Annotated in this window: 16 protein-coding genes; 8 read left to right on the plus strand and 8 right to left on the minus strand. The window is 72.9% G+C overall.

Going from position 1 to position 19,888, the window contains the following annotated elements:
- Positions 1–138 precede the first annotated feature (138 nt).
- A complete protein-coding gene (locus FK529_RS17260; RefSeq protein ID WP_146563515.1) occupies positions 139–1,299 on the plus strand; it encodes a DUF418 domain-containing protein in 1,161 nt (386 codons plus the stop codon).
- Positions 1,300–1,359: 60 nt separating this feature from the next.
- On the opposite strand, the gene FK529_RS17265 is transcribed toward FK529_RS17260, so the two are convergent.
- The 4 genes from FK529_RS17265 to fasR form a co-directional block, all read right to left on the minus strand.
- Entirely contained in the window at positions 1,360–3,228 is a 1,869-nt protein-coding gene (locus tag FK529_RS17265; RefSeq protein ID WP_146563517.1) for a phospholipase C, read from the minus strand.
- Positions 3,225–4,367 (minus strand): Dyp-type peroxidase, encoded by a 1,143-nt coding sequence (locus FK529_RS17270; RefSeq protein ID WP_146563519.1) that lies wholly within the window; start codon positions 4,365–4,367, stop codon positions 3,225–3,227. Before FK529_RS17270 ends, FK529_RS17265 begins: the two co-directional genes overlap by 4 nt.
- Positions 4,364–5,515 (minus strand): EfeM/EfeO family lipoprotein, encoded by a 1,152-nt coding sequence (locus FK529_RS17275; protein WP_146563521.1) that lies wholly within the window; start codon positions 5,513–5,515, stop codon positions 4,364–4,366. Before FK529_RS17275 ends, FK529_RS17270 begins: the two co-directional genes overlap by 4 nt.
- Before the next feature lie 131 nt (positions 5,516–5,646).
- Positions 5,647–6,318, minus strand: coding sequence for an HTH-type transcriptional activator FasR (fasR, locus tag FK529_RS17280; RefSeq protein ID WP_146563523.1), 672 nt, complete (start codon positions 6,316–6,318; stop codon positions 5,647–5,649).
- Positions 6,319–6,419: 101 nt separating this feature from the next.
- Between fasR and FK529_RS17285 the strand changes: the two genes are divergently transcribed.
- From FK529_RS17285 to moeZ, 3 genes are all read left to right on the plus strand, one after another.
- Positions 6,420–7,379, plus strand: coding sequence for an alpha/beta fold hydrolase (locus tag FK529_RS17285; RefSeq protein ID WP_146563525.1), 960 nt, complete (start codon positions 6,420–6,422; stop codon positions 7,377–7,379).
- Positions 7,380–7,433: 54 nt separating this feature from the next.
- Positions 7,434–8,447, plus strand: coding sequence for a DUF3152 domain-containing protein (locus FK529_RS17290; protein WP_146563527.1), 1,014 nt, complete (start codon positions 7,434–7,436; stop codon positions 8,445–8,447).
- Positions 8,448–8,522: 75 nt separating this feature from the next.
- Entirely contained in the window at positions 8,523–9,704 is a 1,182-nt protein-coding gene (gene moeZ, locus FK529_RS17295) for an adenylyltransferase/sulfurtransferase MoeZ (RefSeq protein ID WP_193559724.1), read from the plus strand.
- 22 nt (positions 9,705–9,726) lie between these two features.
- On the opposite strand, the gene FK529_RS17300 is transcribed toward moeZ, so the two are convergent.
- On the minus strand, positions 9,727–10,314 hold the full coding sequence (locus FK529_RS17300; RefSeq protein ID WP_146563530.1) for a hypothetical protein: 588 nt from the start codon (positions 10,312–10,314) through the stop codon (positions 9,727–9,729).
- Between the two features lie 39 nt (positions 10,315–10,353).
- On the opposite strand from FK529_RS17300, the gene FK529_RS17305 reads away from it, so the two are divergent.
- Positions 10,354–10,794, plus strand: a complete 441-nt coding sequence (locus FK529_RS17305; RefSeq protein WP_146563532.1) for a nitroreductase/quinone reductase family protein — start codon at positions 10,354–10,356, stop codon at positions 10,792–10,794.
- A 36-nt stretch (positions 10,795–10,830) separates the two neighbouring features.
- Positions 10,831–11,685: a TIGR02569 family protein gene (locus FK529_RS17310; RefSeq protein ID WP_146563535.1), complete on the plus strand. Its 855-nt coding sequence runs from the start codon at positions 10,831–10,833 to the stop codon at positions 11,683–11,685.
- Between the two features lie 5 nt (positions 11,686–11,690).
- Here FK529_RS17310 and FK529_RS17315 read toward each other — a convergent pair whose 3' ends face one another.
- Together FK529_RS17315 and FK529_RS17320 are read right to left on the minus strand one after the other, a co-directional pair.
- On the minus strand, positions 11,691–11,981 hold the full coding sequence (locus tag FK529_RS17315; protein ID WP_146563536.1) for an MGMT family protein: 291 nt from the start codon (positions 11,979–11,981) through the stop codon (positions 11,691–11,693).
- Positions 11,982–11,985: 4 nt separating this feature from the next.
- Positions 11,986–12,747: an alpha/beta hydrolase gene (locus tag FK529_RS17320; protein WP_146563538.1), complete on the minus strand. Its 762-nt coding sequence runs from the start codon at positions 12,745–12,747 to the stop codon at positions 11,986–11,988.
- An 88-nt stretch (positions 12,748–12,835) separates the two neighbouring features.
- On the opposite strand from FK529_RS17320, the gene FK529_RS17325 reads away from it, so the two are divergent.
- Both FK529_RS17325 and FK529_RS17330 read left to right on the plus strand, forming a co-directional pair.
- Complete coding sequence (locus FK529_RS17325; protein WP_146563540.1) at positions 12,836–16,132, plus strand: ATP-dependent helicase; 3,297 nt, start codon at positions 12,836–12,838, stop codon at positions 16,130–16,132.
- Positions 16,125–19,436 carry an ATP-dependent DNA helicase gene (locus FK529_RS17330; protein ID WP_146563542.1) on the plus strand — a complete coding sequence of 1,104 codons (3,312 nt, stop codon included), beginning with the start codon at positions 16,125–16,127 and terminating at the stop codon, positions 19,434–19,436. The genes FK529_RS17325 and FK529_RS17330 overlap by 8 nt, the downstream gene beginning before the upstream one ends.
- Here FK529_RS17330 and FK529_RS17335 read toward each other — a convergent pair.
- Positions 19,433–19,840 (minus strand): DoxX family protein, encoded by a 408-nt coding sequence (locus tag FK529_RS17335; RefSeq protein ID WP_146563544.1) that lies wholly within the window; start codon positions 19,838–19,840, stop codon positions 19,433–19,435. The two genes, FK529_RS17330 and FK529_RS17335, sit on opposite strands and share 4 nt — an antisense overlap.
- Between the last annotated feature and the right edge of the window lie 48 nt (positions 19,841–19,888).

Consider the following 19,888-nt stretch of genomic DNA (forward strand, 5'->3'; position numbering starts at 1 on the left):
TCCACGAATCGAACGCTCGGCGAGACTCAACGACGCGGCGGTCGAGGTCGCTACAAGCGCAGTCGTCCCCCGAACGACGGACCCCGCTCCCGCCATCCGATGGTCGCGGGGTCCTCGTGTGTTCGGGAGGGTAGGGCCATGACCTCGACTCCCGCTCCGGCCGGCACCGCGCGCATCCCCGCGCCGCCGACGCGCCGCATCGCCTCCCTCGACGTGGCCCGCGGCGTCGCGATCCTCGGCACCTTCGGCACCAACGTGTGGATCTTCACCGAGCCCCGCGGGATGGTCGGCTACCTCGACTCGGTGGGCACCGAGTCGCTGCCGATCCGCGTGCTCCAGACCCTCGCGCAGGGCAAGTTCCTGGGCCTGCTCAGCCTGATGTTCGGTGTGGGCCTGGCGATTCAACAGGCTTCGGCGGCCCGTCACGAGCGCCCCTGGCCCGGCCGCTACTGGCGCCGCGCGCTGGTGCTGTTCCTCGACGGCCTGGTGCACTTCCTGTTGGTCGCCGAGTTCGACGTGCTCATGGGCTACGCCCTGGTGTCCTTCGTGGTCTCGGCGATGCTGATCCTGCGACCCCGGGTGCGGCTGTGGTGGGCGGTCGGCTTCGCCGCGCTGCACCTGTCGGCGGTGGCGCTGGTGTCGATCGGAATGGCGCTGTCGTCCGGCAGCGGCACGGCCTCGGCGCCCGCCGGCGCGAATCCGTATGCCGACGGCTCGTTCTGGGACCTGGTGCTCTTCCGCGTGGACCACGCGCTACTCTTCCGCGCGGAGACGATCTTCCTGATCCCGCTGACGATCACGATGTTCCTCACCGGCGCGGCGCTCTTCCAGGGAGGGCTGTTCGGCCCCGACGGCGCGCGCCTGCGCCGCCGCATGCTGTGGATCGGCGGGATCGCGGCGCCGGTGGACCTCGCGATCGGGATCGCCGGTGCGCCGCTGGGACTCGCGGGCCCGGCCGTCTTCGTCGGGCGGTACGCGGTGGCCCCACTGGTGGCGCTGGGCCTGCTCGCGCTCGTCGCCGAGTTCTACCAGCGGCGCGCGGTGGGCCGGGCGGGTGCCGCGCTGAGCAAGGTGGGGAAGACCGCGCTGAGCTGCTACGTCCTGCAAAACGCGATCGCCTCGGTGCTCTGCTACGGCTGGGGCCTCGGGCTCGCCGCGCGGTACGGCGCCGAGCACCGGCTCGCCTTCACCGTCGCCGTGTACCTCGCGGTGATGGCCTTCCTGCTCGCCGCGTCGGCGCTGTGGACCCGGCGGTTCTCCCGCGGCCCCATCGAGATGCTGATGCACCGCGCGGCCTGACCGCGAATGCGGTCGGTCTCCCACGGATTCCGCAGGAGGCCGACCGCACTCTGCTCCGGACTACGACTCCGATCGACGGTTGCGCAGGGCCCAAACGCCCACGCCGACGAGTACGACGACCACCACGGGAATGCCCACCCAGAGCCAGGTCTTCGACGACGAGCCCGCCGACTCGCCCGCGGCCTGCGTCGAGGTCGGCGAGGGAGTCGCCGCGGAGCTCGACGGTGCGCCCTTCACGGCGGCGGCCTGCGCGCCCTGATCGGCGGGCGGAGGCGTGGCCTCGACGGCGCCGGTGACCTGGTTCAGCCACACCTTGTCGGCGCGCGCGGCCCCGAAGTCGAAGAGGCCGTCCAGCTTTCCGGACCGCTCGTCGGCGGAGTCGGTGATCCGGCCGGTGCGCCAGTTGTCCTCGAGGAACTTGGTGATGGACGCCTGCTCGATCGGGTCGTGGTTCACCGTGTTCTTGCGGGCGAACGGCGAGATCAGCAGGAAGGGCTGGCGCGTACCGGGGCCGCAGCGCACCGACTGCCCGGCGAGGGCGGGCGCGGCGGCGGAGGCGCAGATCGTCCGGTCCAGCGTGGGATCCTTGCTGCCGGAGAGGATCACGGGCGCCTGGTGGTCGTACCAGCCGTCCGAATCGTCGTAGGCGAGGATCACGGCGGTGGACGCCCAGTCCTTGGACTGCTGAAGGCGGTTCACGTAGGTGGTGACGAAGGTCTGCTCGTCGAGCGGATCCGAGTAGGCCGCGTGGCCGTCCTGGTACTCGCCGGCCTTGAGGAAGCTCACGGCGGGCAGCTTGTCCGCCTTCAGCGCCGCGTCGAAGTCGGTGAGGTCGTAGTTGTGGTTCGCCACGCCGCCGTGGCCGATCTCGTCGATGCCGGACGGCGCGACGTGGTGCTCGTTCGCGGTGGAACGGTAGTAGGCGAACGGGTTGTGGTGCGGGCTGTAGTCGACGGACGCGTTCCCGGCGACGTTGCGGTGCGTCGTGTTGCACAGCGCACGTGCATCGCCCGCTGCGGCGGTCGACGGGCGGAAGCCACCCTGGAACCAGCCCCAGGTCACGGACTTCTCGTTGAGCAGGTCGCCGATGTTCTTGCCCTGCATGGCCGCGAGCGCGTCCTTGCCGGTGCGGTTCTTGTTCGAGCAGTCGTCGTACAGCGGGTCCGGATCCTCGTACATCGTGCCGACACCCTCGGCGGTCGGTGCGCCGACGGTGTACTTGTCCGGCGCGGAGGTCTTCTTCCCGGTCGCGGCGTCGTAGGACTCCACGCCGAAGGTCTGCCCCGAGACGAGGTTGATCGCGCCGGGCGTCGACGGCCCGAACTGGGTGGACCAGAAGTTGTCGTTCAGGGTGTAGTTCTGCGCGTAGTTCCACAGGCCGGTGACGGTGTTGCCGTCGTAGTAGCCCATCACCGAACCGGGGTGCTCGAACATGCCGGGGCCGGACGAGGCGCACTTGTCCTTGGTGGTGAACTCCACGAACTTGTCCATCGCACCGCCGTTCGCGGCCTCCTGCTCCGCCGTGTACTCGTGGTTCTGATCGCACGTGACGGCCTGGCCGGGGGTGAACCGGAAGGGCTTGTACTTGTTGGGGTTCGCCTCGCCCGCGAGGCCGGCGCGGGTGAAGGTGTTGACGTCTTCGGGGGTTCCCGGCGCCGCGGTGAAGCTCGGCGCGTCCAGGCCCGAGCCCTGCAGCTTCTCGCCGGGCGTGTTCGCGGCCACCGGGTAGGTGCCGAAGTAGTGGTCGAAGGAGATGTTCTCGTTGAAGATCACCACCACGTGCTTGATCGGGGTGGCGGTGTCGCCCGGGTCGGCGAGTACCGACGGTGCGCCGATCGCGCCGGCCGCCAGCGCGATCGCCGCAGCGCCCGCGAGCGCTGCGGCCCGAGTCGTGTGGGAACGAGTTCCCCGGTAGCGGAAGGGATTCACAGTATGCCTCCTGTCGTGGAGCAGTCCGTTCCCGCGTCGCGGGGCGGAAGATAGAAGTAGCCGCCCCCGAACGGGGCGATGTAGTCGGTGAGCGGTTCGCCGCTCAGCCGCTGCTGGACGGCCTCGAACTGCGCGACGATGTCGCGTTGCAGGCAGGTGAAGACGAGCCCCAGGTCGAGATTGCCGTTCATGTCGAGGCCGCCCGCGTAGTTGTAGGCGCGCCGGAAGATCCGCGAGCCCTCGGTTTCGGCGGTGCGTGGGTTCGCGAGCCGGATGTGGCTGGTCAGCGGGATCACGTCGCCGCCCGGGTCGTCGGCGTACTGCGGCGCGTCGAGGTCGGTGCTCCCGTCGAGCGGTGCGCCGCTCGCGCGGTCGCGGCCGATGATGTTCTCCTGCTCGGCGAGCGAGATCCGGTCCCAGAACTCCGTGAGCATCCGGATCAGGCGCACCACGAGGAAGGTGCCGCCACGGGTCCACGGCTGAGTGGCGCCGTCGAGCAGGACGAGACTGTCGAACTCCTCGGGCCGGACGTTCGAGGTTCCGTCCTTGAATCCGAAGTGGTTCCGCGGTGCGCCGTCGGGCCGGGGCGCCGGCTGGGAGCCGTCCTGGCGCCAGCGGGGCGCGAGGCCACCGCGCCCGGCGCGGCTGAGGTCGCGGAGCGTGTGCAGCACGGTGTCCTGCTCGGCGGCCCGGATCTCCAGCAGCAGGTCGCCGTGGCACCGCGCCGGATCGAGTCGGTCGTCGTCGAACTCGCGCATCGGACGGATGCCGTCCGGGCGCTTGTCGGCGTGCCAGCGATCGAAGAAGCTCGCGCCGTACCCGAGGTTCACGGTGAGATCGGGGGCGCCGCCGAGGTCGGGGCCCAGCGTCCCGGAGTCGTTCGGGGGCGCGGTGATGGCCGTGGAGACGGGCGTGTGCGGCTGCTTGAGCGCCCGGATCCGCTCGGAGAGAGTGCGCAGGAGCGCGTCGGTCTCGGCGGGGGAGTCGCACGTGATGTCGAAGGCCGCGTAGGTCGCGTGCCGCTGCTCCGCCGGTGCGGCCGCGGGCGCCGGGACGTCGTCGCGCGTGCACGCAGCCAGTCCCACCAGGCCCGCGGCGGCGGCCGTGCCGCCGAGGAAGCCGCGCCGCGAGGCCCTCATTTCGTCCGCCGGACGTCGGCGATCGCGGCGATCGGGGCGAGCAGTTCGACGAGGCCGCCGAAGGCGGTGGTGAGCCGCTGCCGGTCGGCGAGCGGGAGCTCGGACAGTGGGCGGTCCGGGAACCGGGCGGCCAGGTCGGCGCACACGTGGTCGGCGCGGTCGAGCGCGGCCCGCGTCGCCGGGAGCTTGGGGTAGCGGGTGGCGAGCACGGCGTTCAGGGAGTCCAGGACCCGCCGGGTGCCCTCGAGATTGGCCCGCGCGATGTCGAGCCCCGAGTGGGATCCGGCGTCGTCGGCGCCCGTGAGAGTGAATTCGATCGTGTTCTCGGTGATCTCGTGCGCGCGCAGACCGATCTGCAGCGGGTCCACCGCCAGCGACGGATAGTCGGCGAGCAGCCCGTCGACGTCGCGGGTGAGGGTCCGCTCGAGTTCGACGGGCACCGTGGGCACCGGCCCCCACAGTGCCGCCTCGATCGCGTGGAAGCCTGTCGCGTCCCCGGTGGTGCGCCGGCCGTTGAGCTTGCGGTCCCAGTCGCCGAAGGCGTCGTAGGCGGCGCCGAGCGTCTCGTAGAGCCGGTGCGCCGCCCGCCACGCTGTGCGCTGCGCCTCGATCCCGGATGCGGCCGCGAGGGCGGCGACGGCGTCGCGGAGCGCGGGCAGGCGGCCGCCGATCCACGCCTGGTAGTCGAGCGTCGCGGGGGTGAGGTCCTGGATCGAGGTCGGGATCACCGCGGGGCCGCGGGGTGCCTCGCCCGGGACGCGGAACGCCGGGCCGCTCACGGCGTCGGTCTCGGCGAAGTAGCACTCGAAGTGGTATTCGCCGGACCCGAGCGCGACGCGCAGCAGGCGGGTCGCGCTCGGCGCGAGGGCGTCGAGCTCGGCGTACACCGCGCCGTCGGGTCCGGCGAGCGCCAGTTCGAGCGGCCTGGTGGAGGTGTTGGTGACGGCGAAGACCCGGTTCCCGGCGTCGACGGCGCCGGCGGGTGCCGCGCAGCCGTCGAGCTTCGCGGTGACTCCGACGGCGTGCGCCGCCGCGCCGCGCGCCGGCGCGGGGCCGGGCGCCGTCAGGAGGTACGCGCCGCCGGCCACGGCGACCACCGCGGCGAGGGCGAACGCGGTGGGCGCGACCCACCTTCCCGGAGTTGGCACCCTCTGACGCTAGCCAGTGCGAACTGGGCAAACCGGGACTTGATACTGCGGCTTCCGAATGACTTCATGCAGCGTTCACGGCTGCAAGAGCAGCCGGTGACACGGTCTTGGCGAGGACTTGGAACGGCGCGCTACTGGGGGCGGCGCTGGGTCTGCAGTGGCACGTGGCTCAGGCCGCCCCAGAGCAGCTCGACGGTGGTCGCCACCGCCTCCTCCTTGGGGATGGGCCGGTCGGCGTAGAGCCAGTACCGCGCGCTGACCTGACTCGCGCCGACCAGACCGACGGCGAGCATCCGCGCCCGGTACGGGTCGAGGCCCGAGTCCTCGGACACCAGGTCGTAGACGGCGTCGACGCACGCATCCACCGCGCCCTCGACCCGCTCCTGCACGACCGGCTCCAGAACGTCGGACTCGAAGATGAGCTTGTAGCCCATGCTGTCCCGGTCGACGAAGTCGAAGAAGGAGCGGACCGCGGCGATCACGCGCTCGTGGTTGTCGGTGGAGCTGCTCAGCGCCTCCCGGACGCCGGTGACCAGCGCCTCGCTGTGCGCGCCCAGGACCGCGAGGTACAGCTCCAGCTTGCCGGGGAAGTGCTGGTACAGCACCGGCTTGCTGACGCCGGCCCGCACGGCGATCTCGTCCATTCCCGCGGAGTGGTAGCCCAGATCGACGAAGACGCTGCTCGCGGCCTCCAACAGCTGGATGCGTCGCGCGCTGCGGGGCAGGCGGGCGGTCCGGCGCGGCGCAGGATTCGGCCCGCCGCGGGTATCGCCCGCCGCGGTCGTCACGCCCAGGTCCGCCATGTCGTACACCTCACCGTTTCCCAGGGCCGCGCTCGGTCCTGACTTATCGACAATACTCCCGACCGTCGCGCCGACCCCCGGTGCTCTGGCAAGCTGCCGGTGTGTCGGCACTCGCTCAGGTGAATCGGACCAGCGACGTCTGGCCCGGGGAGTTCCTCACTCTCCGCGGGCGACGGGTGTTCGTGCGCCACGTCGACCCGGCAGCGGCGATCACTGCGCCGCCGGACCCGCGTCCGGCGGCGGTGATGATCCACGGCCTCGGCGGCTCGTCGATCAACTGGACCGACCTCGGGCAGGTGCTCGCGCCGGTCGCCGCCTCGTACGCGCTGGACCTGCCCGGATTCGGCCTGTCGGACCCGCCGGCCGACGGCGACTACTCCATCGAGGAGTTCGCGCAGACCGTGATCGCCTACTTGGAGACGCTCGTCGTGGTCCGCGGCGCGAGCGTGCACCTGCTCGGCAACTCCCTCGGCGGCGCGATCGCGGTCCGCGTGGCGATGCTGCGGCCCGACCTGCTGCGCTCCCTGACCCTGATCTCCCCGGCCTTCCCCGACCTGCGGCCACGGGTGCGGCGGCTGCAGTTCCTCCCGCTGTCGCTGGTGCGGCTCCCCAGCGTCGGCCCCGCCGGGTTCCGCCTGATCGCGAGCGCCTATCCGGAGCGGCAGGTGGACCAGACCTTCCGGGAGATCCTCGTCGACCCTCGGGTGATGGGGCCCGTGCGGCGGCAGCAGGCCGTCGACCAGGCCGCGGCGCGCGCGTCGATGACCTGGGCGCCCGACGCCCTCGCGGCGAGCTTCAACGCACTGGTCCGCAGTTGGATCGTCGACTTCGGCGCCACGCACTGGGCGGCGGCCCGCTCGGTGTCGGTGCCCACCGCGGTGGTGTGGGGAGCGCGGGACCTGCTTGTGAGCGTGGGCGTCGCCCCCAAGGTGGTGCGCCACATCCGGGGCAGCACGCTCACGGTGTTCGAGGACGTGGGCCACGTCGCGCAGATGGAGAAGCCGGCCGAGACCGCGCGGATCGTCGCGGACCTCATCGCCGCCGCCGAGGAATCGCGGTAACCAGGCGCGTGTCGGTTCCACTCCGCGCGCGCCGACCGTGGAATTGTTGACGACGTGAGTAGTCCTTCGAACCCGAAGCGTCCCCGTCCGGACGGGCGTGCGCCGCTACGGGCTGAGTGGGACCCCATCAACTCCACCACCGCGACGTCGGGCGAGCACCGCACGCGGCCGCCGCGCGAGCGGGTCTACGCGAAAGAGGGCCGGGTCGGCCGCCTGCTGCGTACCTACGGCTGGCGTGCCTACGCGGTGCCCGTGCTCGCAGTCCTCACCGTGGTGGCCCTGGTACTGACGTTCAGCGGCGACACCCTGCGGACCACGGAGACCGCCGACACCTCGCCCGAGGGGCAGCTCTCCCGCAACCCGACGCCGGGAAAGACGATCGTCGGCGCACCGTCGAAGACGGTGCCGGGCCCGGTGCCCCCGGCCGGTGTACTGCCCGAGGGCGGGCCGTTCACGGAGAAGGGGCAGGGGATCTGGCACGTCGTTCCCGGCGCGACGCCCCGGATCGGCAAGCAGTCCGAAGCAAAGCAGCAGCTGTTCACCTACATGGTCGCGGTCGAGGACGGCGTCGACATGGGCGCGCTGGGAGGCGACCAGCCCTTCGCCACGATGATCGACCGCACCCTCGCCGACCCCCGCAGCTGGATCCACGACCCCGCCGTCGCCTTCCAGCGGATCGACAGGGGCACGCCCTCCTTCACCATCTCGCTGACCTCGCCGATGACCACCCGCTCGGCCTGCGGCTACACGATCCAACTGGAGTCGTCCTGCTACAACGGCGAGCTCGGCCGGGTGATCATCAACCTGGCCCGCTGGGTGCGCGGCGCGACGGCCTTCGAGGGGGACCTCACCGCCTACCGGCAGTACGCCATCAACCACGAGGTCGGCCACGCCATCGGCTACCCGCAGCACGTCCCGTGCCCCGCGCAGGGCGCGCTCGCGCCGATCATGATGCAGCAGTCCTTCGGCGTGAAGAACCGCGACATCTTCGACCTCGACAAGTCCGACGGCTTCGGCAACGACCTCGCCTGCCGGCCCAACGCCTGGGTCGCGCCCGTCCTCAAGTGACGGTTCCCGCGGCCCGACGGTGACGGGCCAGGGAATGGTGCCGGGCGCACCGTCGTTGAGCAGTGTGTGAGCACGCTGCCCCCGCTTGTGGAACCCGCCGCCGAACTGACCCGCGACGAGGTCGCGCGCTACTCGCGGCATCTCATCATCCCCGAGATGGGGGTCACCGGGCAGAAGCGCCTCAAGAACGCGAAGGTGCTGGTCATCGGCGCCGGCGGGCTCGGCAGCCCGGCGCTGCTGTACCTCGCCGCCGCCGGCGTCGGCACCATCGGCATCGTCGAGTTCGACGAGGTCGACGAGTCCAACCTGCAGCGCCAGGTGATCCACGGCGTCTCCGACCTGGGGCGGCCCAAGGGCGAGAGCGCGCGGGACTCGATCGCCGAGATCAACCCGCTGGTCACCGTGAACCTGCACCCGGTCCGCCTCGAGCCCGAGAACGCCGTCGAACTCTTCGAGCAGTACGACCTGATCCTCGACGGCACCGACAACTTCGCCACTCGCTACCTCGTCAACGACGCCGCGGTCCTGGCGCACAAGCCCTACGTGTGGGGTTCGATCTTCCGGTTCGAGGGCCAGGTGTCGGTCTTCTGGGAGGACGCGCCCGATGGCCCGAACGGCGAGAAGCGCGGCCTGAACTACCGCGACCTGTACCCCGTGGCGCCGCCTCCCGGAATGGTGCCCTCGTGCGCCGAGGGCGGCGTGCTCGGCATCCTCTGCGCCTCGATCGGTTCGATCATGGGCACCGAGGCGGTCAAGCTCATCACCGGCATCGGCGAGTCGCTGCTGGGCCGGCTCATGGTCTACGACGCCCTGGAGATGAGCTACCGCACCCTGTCGATCCGCAAGGACCCCGCCGCCCCGCGCATCACCGGGCTCATCGATTACGACGAGTTCTGCGGCGTCGTCTCCGACGAGGCCGAGCGCGCCGCCGCCGGCAGTACCATCACGCCGAAGGAGCTGGTGGAGATGGGTTCCGCCGGCGTCGACTACGAGTTGGTCGATGTCCGCGAGCCCGTCGAATGGGAGATCGTTCACCTCGACGGCGCGAAGCTGGTGCCCAAGGGCGCCTTCGAGACCGGCGAGGGGCTCGCGCAGGTCTCCGCCGACAAGAAGCTGGTGCTCTACTGCAAGACCGGCATCCGCTCCGCGGAGGTCCTCGCCGCCGTCCAGGGCGCGGGCTACCGCGACGCGGTGCACCTGCAGGGCGGCATCACCGCCTACGCCCGTCAGGTGGATCCGTCGCTGCCCGTCTACTGATCGCGGGCCAAGCGCGGCGGTGTCACCGGGGAGGGTGCGCCGTGAGCCAGCCCGCGTAGTCGTGGAGCAGCGCCAGCAGGGGCAGGGCGTCGACGGTGCTGACCGGCTCGCCCCGCAGGGCGGCGCGGATGCCCGGCATGCGGGCGGCGATGCGGGAGCGCTCGGACAGCTCGTGATGGCTCAGGCCCTCCTGCTCGCCGAGCACGATCCGCCGCGAGTGCGCGACGCGCAGCGACTCCGCGAGCGCGGCGAACTCGTCGCGGTCGAGCGCCGGCAGGTGCGCCGAGAAGCTCATGATCGGGCCGGGTTCGGCGTCGTCGATGTCCTCCGATTCTTCGAGCCAATCCGCGTACTCCTGGCTGAGGTCGTCGAGGGCCTCCTCGTCGTCGAAGGAGAGCTTCCGGCCTTCGACCACCGCCCGGAGCGCCGACACCAACGCGCGGACGGTCTCCGGGTCCGAGGCCGCCGCGTACCATCGGTGCGCCTCGTGGGGCACGACGATCCTGCCCGGGCGGGCCGCGACGAGGCGGGACCGGACACCGTCGAACTCGGCGACGGACAGGTCGGGGAACTGGACGGAGACGGTCACGACGGGGCGGGAGTCGGGCACGCCCTCCATCATCCCGGAGAAAAGTCCTAGGGTGGGAGCATGGCCCTCGAAGGTGAATACGCAACGGAGAAGGCCGGCTGGGTCGCGGACCAGCTGGCGAAGATCGACGAGACCGGCACCACCGACTCGGTGGCGGTCGCGGGAATGGCGGTGGTGGTCTTCACCTACCGCGGCCCCAAGTCGGGCAAGCTGTACCGCCGGCCGCTGATGCGGGTCGAGCACGACGGGGTGTACGCGGCGTTCGCGTCCAAGGGTGGCGCGCCCGACAACCCCGTCTGGTACTCGGCGCTGCTGTCGAACGACGAGGTCGAGGTGCAGGACGGCACCACCGTGGTCTCCGGTCCGGTGCGCGAGATCCACGGCGCCGAGCGCGACGAGTGGTGGGCGCGCGGCGTCGCCGCGTACCCGCCCTACGCCGAGTACCAGGAGAAGACGGACCGCCTGATCCCGATCCTCCTCGTCGAGCCGGGCCGCGCCTAGCGACCCGATCGCCCGCGCGCGGGTAGATTTCATCAGGTGAGCCCTGTCGAACCCCCCGCGCACGTTCTGTCGACCTTCGGCCTGGACGAGACCGAGCCGATCGCCTTGGGCGGAGAATGGGACGGCGGCTGGCGCTGCGGCGAGGTGGTGCTCTCGCTCATCGCCGACCACGCCCGCGCGGCGTGGTCGGCCACGGTGCGTGAGGACCTCTTCGTCGAGGGCATGCGCCTGGCCCGGCCCTTCCGCGCCACCGACGGCCGGTACGTGGTCTCCGGCTGGCGCGCCGACACCTTCATCGCAGGCTCGGCCGAGCCGCGGTTCGACGAGATCATCTCCATGGCGAACCGCCTCCACGAGGTCACGGCGAAGCTCGAGCGGCCCCGCTTCCTCGCCGCGCCCGTCGTCGCACCGTTCACCGACGTCGACTACTTCGGCTTCGCCGACCGCGCCGCGTGGGAGGACAAGCCCCTCGCGACGGCCCGCAAGCTCGGCGCGCTCGACGAGACGGTCGAGCACCGGCAGCGGGCCGTGGAGCTGGTGAACGAGCTCGCAGCGCGACGCACGCCCGTGGAGGCCGCGCCGCAGCTGGTCCACGGCGACCTCGCCAGCTCCGTTCTGTTCGCCGGTGCCGCCGCGCCCGGGATCACCGACTTCACCCCGTACTGGCGTCCCGCGGCGTGGGCCGCCGCGGTCGTCGCCGTCGACGGGCTGTCGTGGGGTGGCGCCGACGACGGTCTCCTCATGCGCTGGAGCGACCTGCCCGAGTGGCCGCAGATGGTGCTGCGCGCCCTCATCTTCCGGCTCGCCGTGCATGCGGTGCACCCGCGTTCGGAGGCCGAGGCGCTGCCGGGGCTCGAGCACATCGTCGAGATCGGCCGCTGGCTGCTCTGATTCGCTCAGAGGCGGTAATCGCGCAACGGGATCCGGTCGCCGTCGGCGAGCACGCCCTCGGCCCGCAGCCGTTCCAGCTGGCGCGTCGCGAGGTGCACCGCGGGGCGCCCGCTGGCCGGGACCACGCGGTGCCAGGGTAGGTCGGAGGCGTCGGTGCGCATCACCCAGCCCACGATCCGCGGCGAACTCAGGCCCAGCTCGCCGGCGATGTCGCCGTAGGTGCGCACCCGGCCGGGCGGGATCGCCTCGATCAGCGCCCGCACCGCCTCGACCTGCTCCTCGGTGACCTTCGCCACGGGCCTATCCGATCAGGCGGCGCGCGTACTCGCCGACCGTCGCCGGGATCTCCTGCGCCACCATGTGATCCGATGGCACCGCGATCACCTCGACGCCGTCGGGCATCGCCGCGAGCTGTGCGTCGGTGACGAAGTGGGCGCGGTCGGCGCGGAGCAGCACCGCTGGGATCGCCGACGGTGCCCCGACGGCCGGGCGGGCGAGCTCGCCCCACAGTGCGGTCACGGCGGCGCAGCTGATGTTCCACTCCCAGCGGCCGGAGTCGCGGCGCACGAGGTGCTCGGCGATCTCGTCGTCGATCACCGCCTCGGGGACCCGCGCCCAGGCCCCGGAACGCTTGTCCTGCTTCGCCTCCTCGGGCGAGGTGAAGTCGAAGAACTCGATCGTCTGGTCGGCGATGGTGCCGCACGTCTCGGGGTCCAGCTCCTGCGCCGGATCCACGAGCAGGAGCGCGCGCACGAGTTCGGGACGGGCCGCGGCGAGCCGGCAGGCCAGCGCGCCGCCCAGGGAGTGGCCGATCACGGTGACGGGGCCGCCGCCGTGCCGCTCGATCACCTCGGCCAGATCCGCGACGTGCCGCTCGAGGTGCCAGGGCGGCGCCCACGTCGAGCGGGCGTGGCCGCGCAGGTCCGGGGCCAGCACGCGCACGCCCGGCAGCTCGTCGTCGGCGAACCGCCGCCAGCGGGCGCCGTGGCCGGTGACGCCGTGGATCGCGAGCACGGTGGCAGCGCCGGGGGTGCCGGGGCCGTAGACGTGGGTGTTGAGCATGCTCCCGATCATGCCCTGTGCCGTGCCGCCGCGAGACTGTCAGTGGGCTGTGATGTGATCGTCGGACGTGGTCGGAGAGGGGGCGCGGGTGAACGCCGGAACCGGAAATCGAGGGGCCGACGGTGCGGGGAAGCACCGTCGGCCTTCCCTCCGCCTGCAGTACACGCCGCCCGAGCCGCCCGTCGCCCGCGAATGGGTCGGCCCGATCGCCGCGCTCGCCTCGCCGGCCACGGGGGAGCTGCCGCTCGACGTGGGCGGCTGGGCGCCGTACCGGATCCGCGGCGGGCCGGGCACCGGCAAGACCTCGGCGCTCGTCGACATCGCGGTGGCGAAGCTGACCGATCCGTTCGTCGAGCCCGAGTCCGTGCTGGTCCTGACCGGCAACAAGCGGGCCGCTGCCGCGCTGCGGCGCGAGCTGTCCGCGCGGGTCCTCGCGGGGAGCGAGGGGGTGCACGCTTCGGGCGAGCCGCTCGTGCGCACCGTGCACTCGCTGGCCTTCGCGGTGCTGCGGCTGCAGGCCTCCACCACGGGCAGCCCGCCGCCGCGGCTCATCACCGGCTCGGAGCAGGACGCGGTGGTGCGGGAGCTGCTGCGCGGCAACCTCGAGGACGGCGGCGCGCACTGGCCGGAGCGGCTGCGCGCCGCGCTGGTCACGCACGGCTTCGCGGGGGCGTTGCGCGACCTCTTCGCGCAGGCGGCGCAGCGGGGCGCGGGCCCGGACGAGATCGAGGACCTGGCGCGCCGGTACAACCGCGGGGAGTGGCTCGCCGCGGCGACCGCGCTGCGCGAGTACCAGGAGACCACGCTGCTGCGCGGCTCCGTCGGCCTCGCTGGGGAGCGGGCCGTCGCTCCGGCGGTCGACGCCGCGGAGCTCATCGACGCCGCCGTCACGGCCCTGGCCTCCGACGACGCGCTGCTCGCCCAGCAGCGCGAGCGGATCCGGTTCCTGTTGGTCGACGATGCGCAGAACCTGGACCCGCTGGCCTCGGCGTTGATCCGGCTGCTGGGCACGGGCACCGAACTCACCGTGATCGCGGGCGATCCCGATCAGGCGGTCAACTCCTTCCGCGGCGCCAGCACCCGGTTCCTGCAGAACCTCGACGTCACGCCCGACCGGGACGTGCTCCTCGAGCGCAGCTTCCGCTTCGGGGAGGAGGTGGCGGGAGCCGTGAACCGCATCTCTGCGCGCCTGCCGCACCGGTTCGGGGCGGTTGCGCCCGAGCGGCCGCGGCCCGGGACCGCGGCGGTCCGGTTGTTCTCCACTCCGGCGAAGGAGGCCGACGCGATCGCCGCGATGCTGCGCCGCGAACACGTCCTGGGCGGCGTCCCGTGGGAGGACATGGCCGTCGTCGTCCGGTCGGTCTCCGCGTCGATCGCGCCGCTGCGTCGCGCGCTGGCCTACGCGGGGGTGCCGGTCACGGTCCCCGCCGACGACGTGCCCCTGGCCCGGCAGCGCGCCGTGCACGCGCTGCTCCTCGTGCTCCGCGCGGCCGTCGCGCCGGGAGGGCTCGACCCGGCGGAGGCCGTCACCCTGCTGTCCGGCCCCGTCGGCGGGGGTGATCCGCTCACGCTGCGTCGGGTGCGGCGGGCGGTGCGCCGCGCCGACCCGGCGGACGACCGCGGCTCCGCCGAGATCCTCACTGCCGTGCTCACCGGCGCGGCCGAGTTCGCGCCCTACAAAGCGGTACTCACCGGGCTGGAGGCCGAGCCCGTGGAGCGGGTACTCGCCGCCGTGCGCGCGGCCGCCACCGCGGCCGAGCACGGCACCGTCGAGGAGGTGCTGTGGGCGGCATGGGCCGCCACCGGCCTCGCGACCCGCTGGGGCGCGCTCGCGCTCCGCGGTGGCACGCTGGGCGAGCAGGCCGATCGCGACCTCGACGCGGTGATGGGCCTCTTCGATTCCGCCGCCGACTTCACCGACACCCTGCCCACCGCCTCCGTGAGCGCCTTCGTCGAATACCTGGAGCAGCTGCAGATCCCGCGGTCCGACCGTGCGCGCGGCCGCAGCGGGCAGGCCACCGTCCCGGGGGTGACGCTGCTGTCGGCGCACAGCACCGTCGGGCGGGAGTGGGACGTCGTGGCCGTCGCCGGCGTGCAGGAGGGGCGCTGGCCCAACCTGCGGCGCCGCGGCGGCCTGCTCGGGACCGATGAGCTGCTGGACGCGCTCGACGGGATGGATCCCGCGGCGCTGCCCACCGTCTCGCGGTCGCTGCCGCTCCTCGCGGAGGAGCGGCGACTGCTGCTCGTCGCCTGCTCGCGGGCCCGGCGCACGCTGCTCATCACGGCGGTCGACACCGCGGACGGCGACGGCGACCTGGTGCCCTCCCGGTTCCTGCAGGGCATCGCCCCGTCGGGCGACGAGGATCCGGAGACCTACACGCCGGCGGTGGAGAGCGCACCGTCGGCCTCCCTGGACCTGCGGACCCTGGTCGCCGTCCTGCGCACCGCCGCCTGCGATCCCGAGCGCGAGCCGGAGGAACGCGGCCACGCGGCGCGCCAGCTCGCCCGCCTCGCCGCCGATCGCGTCCCGGGGGCGCACCCCGACAGCTGGTACGGCGTGGCCGGGGCGAGCACCGACGACCCGCTGTGGTCGCCGGAGGACGGGCCGGTGGCGCTGTCCCCGTCGAACGTCGAGTCGTTGTCGGCCTGCGCGCTGCGCTGGATGCTGGAACGCTTCGGCGGCAGCGACGGCGACTCGGCCAAGCAGGCCACCGGCAACCTCGTGCACACCCTGGTGCAGGCCGTCGCGGGCCGGATCCCGAAGGACGAGGTGACGCGGTCGCTGGAGAAGGTCTGGGACCGCGTCGACCTCGAGGCGGACTGGTTCGCGCAGCGGGAGCTGGCGCGCACCGAGGAGATGCTGGAGTCCTTCCGGTCCTGGCTCGCGGGCAGCCGCGGCGAGCTCACCGAGGCGGGCGTGGAGATCGGCGTCGACGCGGTGATCGAGGGTTCGGGAGACGATCCTGACGTGCGGATCCGCGGCCGGATCGACCGGCTCGAACGGGACCCGCTCGGCCGGGCCGTCGTGGTGGATGTGAAAACGGGACGCACCGTCCCGACCCAGGCGGACGGGCAGGCCCAGGCGCAGCTGCGGACCTACCAGGTGGCGCTCGCGCACGGAGGGATCGGGGGCGTCCCGGAGACGCCCGGTGGCGGCAAGCTGGTGTACGTCGCGAAGGCGAACACCAAGACGGGCGCGACGGTCCGCGACCAGGACGCCCTCACCCCCGCCGACGTGGACGAGTGGCTCGGCGTGATCCGGGAGGCCGCGCGACGCACCCGCGGGCCGCAGTTCGCCGCCACGCTCAACGCGTCCTGTCAGTACTGCGCGGTGGCGTCGTGCTGCCCGGTCGTGGACAAGGGGAGGAGCGTCACCGATGACTGAGGGGATGACCGACCGGTTTCCGCACGCGCCGCTGATCTCGGCCGTCGACCTGGCCCGGGAACTGGGCCAGGCCTTCGCGCCGACGGACGAGCAGCGCGCCGTCATCGAGGCTCCGCTCGGGCCGTGCCTCGTGGTCGCGGGCGCGGGCGCGGGCAAGACGGAGACGATGGCCGGTCGCGTCGTCTGGCTCATCGCCAACCGCTACGTGACGCCCGACCAGGTGCTCGGCCTCACCTTCACGCGCAAGGCCGCGCAACAGCTGATGATCCGCGTGCGTAAACGGCTCGCCCGGCTCGCCGGGGCGCCCGTCGTCGACCGGATCGACCCGTCGGGCGAGCTGCGGGCGTCGCTGCGCACCGTCGAGCCGGAGATCAGCACGTACCACGCCTACGCGGGGCGGCTGCTCGGCGACTACGGCATGTTGCTGCCGGTCGAGCCGTCGGTGCGTCTGGTCTCGGAGACCGAGCGGTGGCAGATCGCGTACGACGTGGTCACCGGGTGGGACGAGGCCCTGGAGCTGGACCGGAACCCGGCGAACCTCACCGAATGGGTGCTCGGACTGTCGGGGGCGCTCGCCGACCACCTCGTCATGCCCGACCAGCTGGAGGCCGACGACGACGAGCTGGAGCGGCTCATCGGCCTGCTCCCGCCCGGGCCGCGGCAGCGGGCCGCCCCCACCGCGGCGCTGCTCAAGGCCGCGGAGGTGCAGGAGCAGCGGCGCCGGTTGATCCCGCTGGTGCGGGCCGTCGCGGCCGAGATGCGGGCGCGGGAGGTGCTCGACTTCGGCAGCCAGATGGGGCTCGCCGCGCAGCTCGCGCTCGCCAACCCCGACGTCGCGGCCCTCGAGCGGGCGCGGTTCGGCGCCGTCCTGCTCGACGAGTACCAGGACACCGGGCACGCGCAGCGGATGCTGCTCGCGTCGCTGTTCGGCGGACCGTCGGGTGCCGCCGCCGTGACCGCGGTGGGCGACCCGATCCAGTCGATCTACGGCTGGCGCGGCGCCTCGGCGGCGAACCTGCCGCGCTTCGCCACGGACTTCCCCCGGACGGACGGGAGCCCGGCACCGCGACGGGAACTGCTCACCAGCTGGCGCAACCCGACGAGCGCGCTGAGCCTCGCGAACGCGGTCTCCGAGGACCTGCGCAGCCGCGGCGTGCCCGTCTCCGAGCTGAAGGCGCGGCCGGACGCGCCGGAAGGCGACCTGCGGATCGCTTTGCACTCGACGGTGATCGACGAGCGGGACTGGGCCGCCGATGCTATCGCGGAACAGTGGCGCGGCCGGATCGAGGCGGGGCAGGAGCCGCCGACCGTCGCGGTGCTCGTGCGCCGCAACGCCGACTCCGCCGGCATCGCCGCCGCCCTCTCCGAGCGCGGCGTGCCCGTCGAGGTGGTGGGGCTCGGCGGCCTGCTGAGCACGCCCGAGGTGCAGGACGTCGTGGCGCTGCTGCGGCTGGCCGTCGAACCGCTCGCCGGGACCGCCGCGATGCGGCTCCTGACCGGGCCGCGGTGGCAACTCGGCGCCGCTGACCTGCGGGCCCTGTGGAATCGCGCACGCCGGATCGCGCATACCACCGGCCGGGCGGCCGCGGGCGCCGTCGCCACGCCGGAGCAGCTCGACGCCGCCCTGGACGCGACGCTGCCCTCGGAGAGCCTCGACGCGGCCGGGCTCGGCGATGCGATCGCCGACCCCGGGCCGGACGCCGACTACTCGGCCGCGGGCCTGGCGAAGATCCGCTCCCTCGATCGCGAGGTGCGGCACGTCCGGGAGCGCCTCGGGCACCCGCTGCCCGAGGTCGTGGCCGAGGCCGAGCGCGTGCTGGACGTGAGCATCGAGACCCGCATCCGCGCGTCCCGGCAGCTCGGCGGCCGCGCGACCGGCCGAGAGCACCTCGACGCCTTCGCCGACGTCGTCGTGTCCTACGCCGAGCGGCCCACCGCCACCCTGCCGGGCCTGCTCGCCTTCCTCGCGGCCGCCGAGAAGGTGGAGGGCGGCCTCACCCCGGGCGACGTGGAAGTCGCCACCGACCGGGTGCAGGTGCTCACCGTGCACTCCGCGAAGGGCCTCGAGTGGGACGTGGTGGCGGTGCCGCACCTGTCGGAGGGCATCTTCCCCTCGAACCGGGCGCTGCCCACCTGGCTCTCGACGCCCGCCGAGCTGCAGCCGAACCTGCGCGGGGACCTGGCCGAGCCGGGGGAGACCGACGGCGTGCCCGGCCTCGACCTCGACGGCTGCAACAACCGCAAGGACCTGGAAGAGGCGCTCGAGGCGCACCGCAAGGCGCTCAAGGGCATGAACATGCACGAGGACGAGCGCCTGTTCTACGTCGCCGTCACCCGCACTCAGTCGGTGCTCCTGCTGTCCGGCCACTACTGGAGCGAGGACGTCAAGACCCCGAAGGCACCGTCGCGGTTCCTCGTCGCGGCGCGCGACCACGCCCCGGACGCGGTGACCGAGTGGGCGGGCGAACCCCTGGACGACGCGCCGAACCCGCTCGAGACCGAGCCGATCCGGCTGCCCTGGCCCCGCGATTTCCTCGGTGCGCACCGCGCCGACGTGGACGCCGGCGCGGAGCTGGTGCTCGCGGAGCTCGACCGCGTCGCGGAACCCGATCGGGACGAGCCCGACCCGTTCGGCTGGGCCGCCGAGGTGACTGCGCTGCTCGCCGAGCGCGCCCGCCAGGCGGAGGCGGAGCTCGACGTGGCCGTCCCCCGCGAGGTCTCGGTGAGCGAGCTGGTGGAGTTGCGTCGCAGCCCCGCCACGTTCGCGAGTCGGCTGCGGCGGCCGGTGCCGTTCAAGCCGAACCCGTACGCGCGGCGCGGCACCGCCTTCCATGCCTGGCTCGAGCGCCGGTACGGGGCGTCGCGGCTGCTCGACCTCGACGAGCTGCCCGGCGCGGCCGACGGTGACGCCGGCGCCGACGAGAACCTCGCGCTGCTGCAGCGGCGGTTCGAGGAGAGCGAATGGGCGGCGCGCACCCCCGTCGACATCGAGGTGCCGTTCGAGATCGCCGCCGCCGGCACCGTCGTGCGCGGGCGGATGGACGCGGTCTTCCGCGACCCGGGCGGCGGCTTCACCGTCGTCGACTGGAAGACGGGGGTGCGCCCCACCGAGCCCGCGGACGAGCGCGCCGCGGCGGTGCAGCTCGCGGCGTACCGGCTAGCGTGGGCCCGCCTGCGCGACGTGCCGATCGACGACGTGCGGGCGGCCTTCTTCTACGTGCGCTCGGGGGAGACGGTGGCACCGTCGGACCTGCTCGACCATCCGGGACTCGCGAGCCTGATCACGAGCGCCGGCGAGGACTAGTCGGTCGCGCCCGTGTCGCGCGCGATCTTCACGGCGGAGGCGATCATCGGCACCTGGAGGGGCAGGCGCGCGTAGGCGCCCAGCCTCAGCGGCAGTGGCTTGTCGGACCACTGCCGCGCCATGTGGATGTTCGCCGGGAAGACGGCGGTGAACAGCGCGGCCGCGGCGACGCCGCCGAGCCGGCGGGTCTGCGGTGCGGCGAGCAGCGCGGCGGTGGCCAGCTCAGCCACCCCCGAGAGGTGCGTCGCGCGCCGGGGCGTGAGGCCCAGCGGGAGGTTCGGCGGGACGATCGAGTCGAAGGGCTTCGGCGCGACGAAGTGCAGTGCGCCCATCCCGGCGAGCGCGAAAGCCATGCCGCGGGCGAGCTTGTCGGTACGACGGGCGGTCGGGTCTGTGGACACCATCTGTAGATTGTGGCAGATTGCACGTCGGCTCCGCCGGACGTGCTAGAC

Origin of the sequence: Tsukamurella asaccharolytica (assembly GCF_007858435.1) — a bacterium.
In the GTDB taxonomy this organism is placed as follows: Bacteria; Actinomycetota; Actinomycetes; order Mycobacteriales; family Mycobacteriaceae; genus Tsukamurella; species Tsukamurella asaccharolytica.

What these genes read in the sequence shown, in the direction of transcription:
- FK529_RS17270 (WP_146563519.1), bottom strand. Translation starts at nt 4,367, where the DNA reads ATGAGGGCCTCGCGGCGCGGCTTCCTCGGCGGCACGGCCGCCGCCGCG.
- FK529_RS17305 (WP_146563532.1), top strand. Translation starts at nt 10,354, where the DNA reads ATGGCCCTCGAAGGTGAATACGCAACGGAGAAGGCCGGCTGGGTCGCG.
- fasR (WP_146563523.1), bottom strand. Translation starts at nt 6,318, where the DNA reads ATGGCGGACCTGGGCGTGACGACCGCGGCGGGCGATACCCGCGGCGGG.
- FK529_RS17330 (WP_146563542.1), top strand. Translation starts at nt 16,125, where the DNA reads ATGACTGAGGGGATGACCGACCGGTTTCCGCACGCGCCGCTGATCTCG.
- FK529_RS17260 (WP_146563515.1), top strand. Translation starts at nt 139, where the DNA reads ATGACCTCGACTCCCGCTCCGGCCGGCACCGCGCGCATCCCCGCGCCG.
- FK529_RS17320 (WP_146563538.1), bottom strand. Translation starts at nt 12,747, where the DNA reads ATGCTCAACACCCACGTCTACGGCCCCGGCACCCCCGGCGCTGCCACC.
- FK529_RS17335 (WP_146563544.1), bottom strand. Translation starts at nt 19,840, where the DNA reads ATGGTGTCCACAGACCCGACCGCCCGTCGTACCGACAAGCTCGCCCGC.